The 9,327-nt window shown below is 73.5% G+C and carries 7 protein-coding genes and 1 pseudogene; 4 read left to right on the top strand and 4 right to left on the bottom strand.

The features are described from left to right. Positions 1-843, bottom strand: an 843-nt coding sequence (locus EF918_RS27560) for a DUF6777 domain-containing protein (RefSeq protein WP_125651635.1), incomplete at its 3' end; no start/stop codon positions are given. Between the two features lie 181 nt (positions 844-1,024). Here EF918_RS27560 and EF918_RS27555 point away from each other — a divergent pair. After that, positions 1,025-2,497, top strand: a complete 1,473-nt coding sequence (locus tag EF918_RS27555; protein WP_125651634.1) for a lipase maturation factor family protein — start codon at positions 1,025-1,027, stop codon at positions 2,495-2,497. Between the two features lie 127 nt (positions 2,498-2,624). Here EF918_RS27555 and EF918_RS37285 read toward each other — a convergent pair whose 3' ends face one another. Beyond that, a complete protein-coding gene (locus tag EF918_RS37285) occupies positions 2,625-2,798 on the bottom strand; it encodes a hypothetical protein (RefSeq protein WP_185921943.1) in 174 nt (57 codons plus the stop codon). A 323-nt stretch (positions 2,799-3,121) separates the two neighbouring features. On the opposite strand from EF918_RS37285, the gene EF918_RS27550 reads away from it, so the two are divergent. Next, the gene (locus EF918_RS27550; RefSeq protein WP_125651636.1) at positions 3,122-3,652 is read left to right on the top strand and encodes an inositol oxygenase family protein; all 531 of its coding nucleotides are present in this window, start codon (positions 3,122-3,124) and stop codon (positions 3,650-3,652) included. A 31-nt stretch (positions 3,653-3,683) separates the two neighbouring features. Here EF918_RS27550 and EF918_RS27545 read toward each other — a convergent pair whose 3' ends face one another. Further along, a complete protein-coding gene (locus EF918_RS27545) occupies positions 3,684-5,165 on the bottom strand; it encodes an SDR family NAD(P)-dependent oxidoreductase (RefSeq protein ID WP_125651633.1) in 1,482 nt (493 codons plus the stop codon). A gap of 275 nt (positions 5,166-5,440) precedes the next feature. Here EF918_RS27545 and EF918_RS27540 point away from each other — a divergent pair. After that, positions 5,441-6,253, top strand: a pseudogene (locus EF918_RS27540) (DMT family transporter); the annotation flags it as partial. Between the two features lie 24 nt (positions 6,254-6,277). Here the strand turns inward: EF918_RS27540 and EF918_RS27535 are convergent. Beyond that, positions 6,278-7,573, bottom strand: a complete 1,296-nt coding sequence (locus tag EF918_RS27535) for a transglycosylase family protein (protein WP_125651632.1) — start codon at positions 7,571-7,573, stop codon at positions 6,278-6,280. Between the two features lie 185 nt (positions 7,574-7,758). Between EF918_RS27535 and gndA the strand changes: the two genes are divergently transcribed. Next, entirely contained in the window at positions 7,759-9,201 is a 1,443-nt protein-coding gene (gene gndA / locus EF918_RS27530) for an NADP-dependent phosphogluconate dehydrogenase (RefSeq protein ID WP_125651631.1), read from the top strand. Positions 9,202-9,327 lie beyond the last annotated feature (126 nt).

The following is a 9,327-nucleotide window of genomic DNA, read 5'->3' as shown; positions in this document are numbered from 1 at the left end:
GTCCTGGGGGGTCTGGGTGGTGGGCGGGCGCTCGGGGATGCCCTCGGCGGGGTCGTAGGGGGTCAGGTGCTGGGGGTTCTTGTCCTGGGCGCCGTCGTCGCCGGTCCGGCGTTCGAGCCAGGTGTTGTCCAGGAGGTTGACGAGGACCAGGCTGTCGACCTTCTGGACGGTCGGCTCGACGACGATCACCTGGTTGGCCCGGTAGCCCGCCCAGGGGTCGCCCTTCTGGACGGGGGAGCCCTTGGCGGTGCGCGGGGCCTGGAGCGGGTTGCCGCAGGCGCAGCGGACCCGGGGCATGCCGTGGCCGTCGACCAGGACGGAGGTGCCGGCCTGGAGGACGGCCTGGTGGGCGTCGGCCCGGCCGTCGCGGTAGCCGTGGTTGGTGACCCGGGTGTCGGCCCGCAGCACGACCGGGGTGAGGCCGCGCAGATAGTCCGGGAGCTGGGCCGTCTCGACCCCGGAGGCCTCGGCGAAGGCGCGGGCCTTGTCCTCGTCCTTGGTGAGCAGCGTGAGCTGCCGCTCGATGTCGCAGCTGCCGAGCCGCTGGGTGCCTCCGTAGAGACCCGGGGTGGCGGCGTTGACCGTGCGGATGCCCTGGCCTGTGCGGTTGGGCACGGGGGCCTGGGCGGGGGCGGACTCTCCGGTGGCGGAGGAGGTGGTGAAGGGGTCGGGTCCGGCGGCGGCGACCGGTACGAGGTGGACGTCGGCGCTCTCCGCGGCGCCGCTGGGGCGGGTGTCCTCCGGGTCGGCGCAGCCCGCGGCGAGCAGGCCGACGGCCGCGAAGAGGGCTGCCGCGGCGGGTGCGTGACGACGCGAAGCCTGACGGAGTGTCGGTCCGTGCACGAGAATCTCCCTTTTCGCCCCGGTTGCTCCCTCCTGTCTGCCGCATGCGCGCAGCACCCGCAAGCCGAGATCCGGTCCGGCGGCCCGCGGGAACGGGTGCCCCTCACCCGTACGGCCCACACCTGAGCCTTGAACGCGTTCAAGGGGTTCGGGCGGTCCCGGGCGGCCGATACTGGAGGCGATGGACTGGTTCACCGCGCCCGCGTACTGGACGGGCCGGCTGGTCTTCCAGCGGGCCCTGGCCGGCGTCTACCTGTTCGCCTTCCTCACCGCGCTCCTGCAGTTCCGGGCCCTGATCGGCAGCCGCGGGATGCTGCCGGTCCCCGCGTACGTCCGCCTGGTGCCGTTCCGGCGCGCCCCGAGCCTGTTCCAACTGCGCTACTCGGACCGGCTCTTCGCGGGCTGCGCCGCTCTGGGGACCGCGGGGGCCGCGGCCCTGGCGGCCGGGGTCGGCGACCTGGTGCCGCTGCCCTGCGCGATGGGGCTGTGGGCCCTGCTGTGGGCGCTGTACCTGTCGATCGTCAACGTCGGGCAGACCTGGTACGCCTTCGGCTGGGAGTCGCTGCTGCTGGAGGTCGGCTTCCTCGCCGTCTTCCTGGGCAACGCCCGGGTCGGCCCGCCGGTGCTGGTGCTGTGGCTGCTGCGCTGGGTGCTGTTCCGGGTGGAGTTCGGCGCCGGGCTGATCAAGATGCGCGGCGACGCCTGCTGGCGCAAACTGACCTGTCTGTACTACCACCACGAGACCCAGCCGATGCCGGGCCCGCTGAGCTGGTTCTTCCACCACCTGCCCCGCCCCGTGCACCGGGTGGAGTGCGCGGCCAACCACGTCACCCAGCTGCTGGTGCCGGTGCTGCTGTTCACCCCGCAGCCGGTGGCCTCGGTGGCCGCCGGGGCGGTCGTGGCCACCCAGCTGTGGCTGGTGCTGTCCGGGAACTTCGCCTGGCTGAACTGGATCACCATCACCGTCGCCCTGCCCGCCGTGGACTTCACGGGCCTGACCGGACCGCCGCCGGCGGCGGCCTCCCGTGCGGCGCCGCTCTGGTACGCCGTCCTGGTCTGCGCGGTGACCGTGATGGTGCTGGTGCTCAGCCGGCACCCGGTGCGGAACATGGTCTCCCGCCGCCAGGTCATGAACCGGTCCTTCGACTCCCTGCACCTGGTCAACACCTACGGGGCCTTCGGCACGGTCGGCCGGATCCGGGACGAGGTGGTGGTGGAGGGCACCGCCGACCGGGTGCCGTACGAGGACGGCGACTGGCGGGAGTACGGCTTCAAGGGCAAACCCACCGAGCTGCGACGGGCCCCGCGCCAGTTCGCCCCGTACCACCTGCGGCTGGACTGGCTGATGTGGTTCGCGGCCCTGTCCCCCGGCTACGCGCGGGACTGGTTCGGCCCGTTCGTCGAACGGCTGCTGACCGGGGACCGGGACACCCTGCGGCTCCTGCGGCACAACCCGTTCCCGGACGCCCCGCCCGTCTTCGTCCGCGCCCGGCTCTACCGCTACCGCTTCACCACCTGGCGGGAGCTGCGGGAGACCGGCGCCTGGTGGCACCGCACGCTGCTGCGCGAGTACCTCCCGCCGACCCGCCTCGCGGAGCCCCGCCGCCCGGAGTCCCGGGATCCGGACCCGGCCCGTGGAGAGGCCGGCCGGTAGAGGGCCGCAACCTTTTGCCTTCCCTGCGCCGTCCGGGTGAGCCGACCCGGCCGCCACCGGCCCCGGACGCACCGCACCCCCGCGGCCGGCAGGGGCGCGGGGGTGCGGCGAGACGAGTGGAGGGACCTCAGTCGATGCCGGGCAGGATGTGCGGCTCGGCGAGGTCGTCCTCGTAGCCGGCGAGCCGGATGGGCGCCGAGCGGGCCCACACCTCCAGGCTCCCCAGCTCGTCGGAGCGGGTGCGGGTGCGCCGCTCGCACTCCAGCAGGCCTTGGTCGTGCTTCGTCAGTTCTGGTGTCACCGCGCACTCCTCTGTGTCGGGTAACCCGTCGGGGCGTACCGCGCCGGGTGGGGTACAAGGTCGTCCGAGCGCGGTGGCGCTGTCGTTCTCGACACGGAGCGTGGCCCGTGTGGGGCCGTCCGTGTGCATCAGAGTACACATATGAGCAGGCCCCCGCTCGATGGGAGAGTAAAATCCGTCTGGTTCCCCCACTTTCGCCCCACGTTCATGAAGTCGCACGTCGGCGTGTCGCCGGGCGTGATCTGCTCGCGCCACCAGGACGCACGACGGAGGGAGCGGTGGTGGCGGGTGGCCGGGCGACGGTGGACACGGTCGCGGAGCTGATGGGCCTGCTCCGCGCCTGCCGAGGGGCGTGGGACGCACCCGACCGCAGCGGGGACCCGGTGGACCTGCACGACCACGGGCTGCAGACCGCGGCGCTGCTGCGCCGCTCGCACCCCGCGGACAAGGAGCTCCAGGTCGCCGGGCTCGTCCACGACCTGGGGCACCTGCTCTTCCCCGGTGACGACGCGGGCCACGCCGCGCACGCCGCCGCCGCGGTCCGGCCGCTGCTCGGCGACCGCGTGGCGCGGCTGGTGGAGCTGCACGTGCCGGCCAAGCGCTACCTGGCGGCCGTCGAGCCGGAGCGGGCGCTGTCCCCGCAGAGCGCGCTGACGCTGCGCACGCAGGGCGGGGCGATGACCGAGGAGGAGGCCGCCGCCTTCGCGGCCGACCCCGAGGCGCAGGCAGCGGTGATCCTGCGTCAGGCCGACGACGCGGGGAAGGTCGTCGGCCTCGACGCGGGCGAGATGGAGGACTGGCGGCCGGTACTGGAGCTGGTGGCGGCGGGCGCCTACGCCCGCGCCACCTCCTGACGCCCCTGCCGGCCGCGCCTGCGGCCCCGGCCTACCAGTTGGCGGTCGAGTAGTCCTTGAGGAAGACCCCGTACAGGTCCTCGCCCGCCTCGCCGCGCACGATCGGGTCGTAGACCCTGGCGGCTCCGTCGACCAGGTCGAGGGGGGCGTGGAAGCCCTCCTCGGCCAGGCGCAGCTTGTCGAAGTGCGGGCGCTCGTCGGTGATCCAGCCGGTGTCGACCGAGGTCATGAGGATGCCGTCGGTCTGGAACATCTCCTGGCCGCTGGTCCGCGTCACCATGTTCATCGCGGCCTTGGCGGCATTGGTGTTCGGGTGGCCGGCGCCCTTGTAGCCGCGGCTGAACACGCCCTCCATCGCCGAGACGTTGACGACGTACGCCCGCCCGCTGGACGCCTTCCGGGCGGCCTCGGCCATCGCCGGCCGCAGCGCGCTGATCAGGATGAACGGCGAGGTGTAGTTGCAGAGCTGGGTCTCCAGCAGCTCCACCGGGGAGATCTGGTCGATGGTCTGCACCCAGGTGTTGGTCTCGACCACGTCCGGCAGCAGGCCGCCCGCGTCGATGGCGGTGCCGTCGAGGTGCCGCTCGATGCTGGCGTTGCCCGCGACCAGGGCGAGGTCGGCCACCTTCTGGGCGTCGAGCCCGCTCGCGCCCAGGGGCAGGGCCGCCAGGCCGTCCACCGCACCGGAGTTGAAGGCCCCGATGACGTGGTGGGCGGGCAGCTCGCCGGCCGGCAGCGGGGCGCTCTCGCCCTCGACCAGGGCGGCGTAGGCGGTGGGCAGGCGGCGTACCGTCTGGGTCGCGTTGTTGATCAGGATGTCCAGCGGACCCGCCTCGGACACCTGGTCGGCGAGCGCCACGGCCTGCGCCGGGTCGCGCAGGTCGATGCCGACGACCTCCAGGCGGTGCATCCAGTCCGCCGAGTCGTCCATCGCCGTGAAGCGGCGGATGGCGTCCTTGGGGAAGCGGGTGGTGATCGTGGTGTGCGCGCCGTCGCGCAGCAGTCGCAGCGCGATGTACATGCCGATCTTGGCCCGGCCGCCGGTGAGCAGCGCGCGCTTGCCGGTGAGGTCGGCGCGGGCCTCGCGCTTGGCGCGGTTCACGGCGGCGCAGTTCGGGCAGAGCTGGTGGTAGAAGTAGTCGACCTCGACGTACCGCGTCTTGCAGACGTAGCAGGAGCGCGGGCGCTGGAGTATGCCGGCGATCCGGCCGGCCTCGGTGACGGAGGAGGGCAGGATGCCCTCGGTCTCGTCGTCGATGCGCTGCGCGGAGCCGGTCGCGGTGGCCTCGGTGACGGCCTTGTCGTTGGCGGTCTTGGCGGCGCGGCGCTCCTGGCGGCGGCGCTGCTTGACCGTCCGGTAGATCCCGGCGGTGGCACGGCGCACGGTGATCGCGTCGGGGTGGTCGACCTCCAGCTTGTCCAGCTCCTCGAGCACGCTGAGGCAGACCGCCAGCCGCTCGGGGTCGATCCCCGGCCCGTACACCTGGTTGTCTTCGGTCTCGGTCACCGTCATGGCCGCTGCCGTTCCTCGATCGCTCGTCCGCGTCCGCCTGTCGCGGAGCACCTGCGGGAAGTCCCCAAAGGGGGAACTGTACGGATCGCACGCGCCCGGAACCAAACCTGAGCGGGACCGCCTCACGCATCGCGAGCGTCCTGTAGCAGCGCGTACCGGCCCGGCGCGTACCGCCGTCCGAGGAGGGTACGACGCGGTGTACGACGACCGCTGTATCCCCGATCACCCTCCCGAGGAGGAGGAATAGCGGTCCCGGGCACGGCATTGTGGAACACATGAGAGGCCTCGCCCTTTCCGTCCTGCTCTGTGCGGTTTCGGCGCTCGCCTACGCGGGCGGCGCGATCGTCCAGGAGCGGGTGGCGGTGAGCAGCCCGGACCGGCCCTACGCCCCGCTGCGCCGGCCCGGCTGGTGGGGCGCGGTCGCCCTGAACGGTCTGGGCGCGCTGCTGCACGTGCTGGCGCTGGCGTACGGACCGCTGAGCCTGGTCCAGCCGCTCGGGGCGCTCACCATCGTCTTCGCCCTGCCGCTGGCCGCGCTGTGCGTGGGCCGCCGGGCCGGGGCCGCCGCCTGGCGGGCGGCCCTGATGGCGACCGTGGGACTGGCCGGGCTGCTGGCGCTGACCGGCGGGGACGGCCGGGCCGAGCCGGTCCTGGGGGGCCGGGAGCAGGCGCTGCTGCTGGTCTCGACCGGGGCGGCGCTGGCGGCGCTGTTCCTGGCCGCGCGGCGCAGGGAGCGGCCGGTGCTGCGCGGGGTGCTGCTGGCGACGGCGGCCGGGGTCTGCTTCGGCATGGCGTCGGTGTTCACCAAGTCCGTCGCCGACGGCTTCGCTCGGCAGGCTCCGGGGACCGGGTGGCCGCAGCTGGTGGCGGTGGCGGTGCTGGCGGCGGGCGGGCTGCTGCTGTCGCAGGCGGCCTACCGGGGCTCGGGCCTGACCGCGCCGCTGGCCACGCTGACCGTGGTCAACCCGGTGGTCGCGGCGGCGGTCGGCCTCACGCTGTTCCACGAGGGCTTCCGGTACGGGGCCGCGGGCACGGCCGCGGCCCTGGCCAGCGGCGTACTGGCCGCGGCCGGCCTGGTCCGGCTCACGGCCGTGCCCGCGCACGTGCGGGGGTCAGATGCGCACGCCGTGGGCGCGGAGGTAACCGAGCGGGTCGATGTCGGAGCCGTACCCGGGGCCCGTGCGCATCTCGAAGTGCAGGTGCGGTCCGGTGGTGTTGCCGGTGGAGCCGGAGCGGCCGATGCGCTGGCCGCCGGAGACCTGCTGGCCGGCCTTGACGGAGACCGCCGAGAGGTGGGCGTACTGGGAGTACTTCCCGTCGGTGTGCTGGACGACGATCTGGTAGCCGTAGGCCCCCGCCCAGCCGGCGGAGACCACCTGTCCGGGTCCGACGGCCTTGACCGAGGTGCCGGTGGGCACGGGGAAGTCGACCCCGGTGTGGTAGCCGCTGCTCCAGGAGGAGCCGGGCACCTTGTAGCGGGTGCCCAGGGCGGCGTCGACCGGCGCCGTGTACTCCTGGGCGGGCGTCTGCTGCCGTGCTGAGGCCGACTGCGTCCCCGGCCGGTCCTGGGACTGCTGCTGCGGCTTGTCCTGCCCGGGCGGCTTCTGCTGCTTGTCCTGCTCCGGCTCGGGCCCCGTCCTTCGGCCGGAGGGCGCTCCCGGCGGGACGGGGTCGGCGGTGCGCGGCGGCTTCTCCTCGCGGGGCGCGGGCGCGGTGGTGATGCGCAGGGTCAGCCGCTGGCCCGGGAAGATCAGGTCAGGGTTGTCGCCGACGGTCGTGCGGTTGGTCTCGTAGAGGGCCTGCCAGCCGCCCTCGACGTGCTGACGGTCCGCGATCGAGGAGAGCGAGTCGCCGGGGGCCACCACGTACGGATTGGGCAGCACCGTGGTCCCGGTGGGCCGGGGCTCGACCCGGCCGGTCCCGGGCTGCTGGGGCTCGGGCTGCGGGGGCCTGGACTGCTGTTTCGGCTGCTCCTGCGACTGCCGAGGCTTGGCCTGCGCCGTCTGCTCCGTGGTCAGCGGGGCCGGGCCGCCCTGCTTCAGGCCCGCCTTCTTGGAGCAGACCGGCCAGGCGGCCGGGCCCTGTCCCCGCAGGACCTTCTCGGCGACCGCGATCTGCTGCTCGCGGGTGGCCAGGTCGGCGCGGGAGGCGTGGGCCGTACCGCCGAAGGCGCGCCAGGTGTCCTGGCTGAACTGCAGCCCGCCGTAGTAGCCGTTCCCGGTGTTGATGTGCCAGTTGCCGGTGGATTCGCAGGCCGCGACCTTGTCCCAGGTGTCCGCGGACGCCGCCTCGGCCGGGGAGGCCCCTGTCAGGGGCAGGGCCATGCCGGCTCCCGACACGGTGACCACGAGTGAAGCCCGGTGGATGGTGCTCGGCTGGTACCTGCGGTGTCGACCCCGTACACCCATGGGAGCCCCCCTGGAAGACATCAGGAGTCGCACAACCTAACGTCGGATTCAGAACCTTGACAAGGGCGCAACAGGGCGCACTCAAGGAGAAGTTGACACTCCGTCGTCACGTCCTTGATCCATCGGGCGCGGGATCGCGGTAGCGTCGGCACGGACCGCACATCGACGCACGCAGGAGCGCACGCATGAGCAGCACAGCCCAGATCGGCGTCACCGGGCTCGCAGTGATGGGCAGCAACCTGGCCCGGAACTTCGCCCGCAACGGGTTCACCGTCGCCGTCCACAACCGCACCGCCGCCAAGACGCACGCGCTGGTGGCGGAGCACGGTGACGAGGGGACGTTCGTGGCGGCCGAGTCCGCCAAGGAGTTCGTGGACGCGCTGGAGCGTCCGCGCAGGCTGATCATCATGGTGAAGGCAGGCGCGCCCACCGATGCCGTGATCGACGAGTTCGCCGCACTGCTGGAGCCGGGCGACGTCATCATCGACGGCGGCAACGCCCATTTCGAGGACACCCGGCGCCGGGAGCGGGCGCTGCGCGAGCGGGGCATCCACTTCGTCGGCGTCGGCATCTCCGGCGGTGAGGAGGGCGCGCTGCTGGGCCCGAGCATCATGCCGGGCGGCTCGGCGGAGTCCTACGCGTCACTGGGACCGCTGCTGGAGAAGATCGCGGCCAAGGCCGCCGACGGCACCCCGTGCACCTCGCACGTCGGCCCGGACGGCGCCGGCCACTTCGTGAAGATGGTGCACAACGGCATCGAGTACGCCGACATGCAGCTGATCGCCGAGGCGTACCACCTGCTGCGCGACGTCGCGGGCTACTCCCCCGCGCGGATCGCGGAGACCTTCCGCACCTGGAACCAGGGCCGTCTGGACTCGTACCTGATCGAGATCACCGCGGAGGTGCTGGCCCACACCGACGCCGCGACGGGCCGGCCGTTCGTGGACGTGGTGGCCGACGCCGCCGAGCAGAAGGGCACGGGCCGCTGGACCGTGCAGATCGCCCTGGACCTCGGGGTGCCGGTGTCCGGCATCGCCGAGGCGGTCTTCGCCCGCTCGGTCTCGGGCCACGCGGCGCTGCGGGCGGCCTCGGCGGAGCTGGCCGGTCCGCGGGCGACGCCGCTGTCGGGCGCCGAGGCCGACGCGTTCGCGGCGCAGGTGGAGCAAGCCCTCTACGCGTCCAAGATCGTCTCGTACACCCAGGGCTTCCACCAGATCCAGGCCGGCAGCGAGGAGTACGGCTGGGGCGTGGACCCGGGCGCCGTGGCCTCGCTGTGGCGGGGCGGCTGCATCATCCGGGCGGCGTTCCTGGACCGGATCAAGGCGGCTTACGACGCCCGGCCCGACCTGCCGAGCCTGCTGTCGGACGCCGGTTTCGCGGGCGAGATCGCGGCGGCCCAGGACGACTGGCGGGCCGTGCTGGTCGCGGCGGTGCGGCAGGGCATCCCGGTGCCGGCCTTCGCCGCGTCCCTGGCGTACTACGACGCGCTGCGTGCGGAGCGGCTGCCGGCGGCCCTGACCCAGGGCCAGCGGGACTTCTTCGGGGCGCACACCTACCGGCGCACCGACCGGGCGGGCTCGTTCCACACGCTGTGGAGCGGGGACCGTTCCGAGGTCGCCACGGACTGACCGCCCGAGCGGCGGATCGAGGGGGCCCGGGCCGGGCGAGCGGCCCGGGCCCCTGTCACACCGGTCGTGGCCGCTGCTACGGCCGGCTGAGCGGGCCCGGCTGCGGGATCGGGGCGGGGCCCGGCG

It is taken from the genome of Streptomyces sp. WAC06614 (assembly GCF_003949795.1).
Classification (GTDB): Bacteria; Actinomycetota; Actinomycetes; order Streptomycetales; family Streptomycetaceae; genus Streptomyces.
Note: the sequence above shows the minus strand (reverse complement) of the source record. Positions and strands in the feature narration are given on the sequence as shown.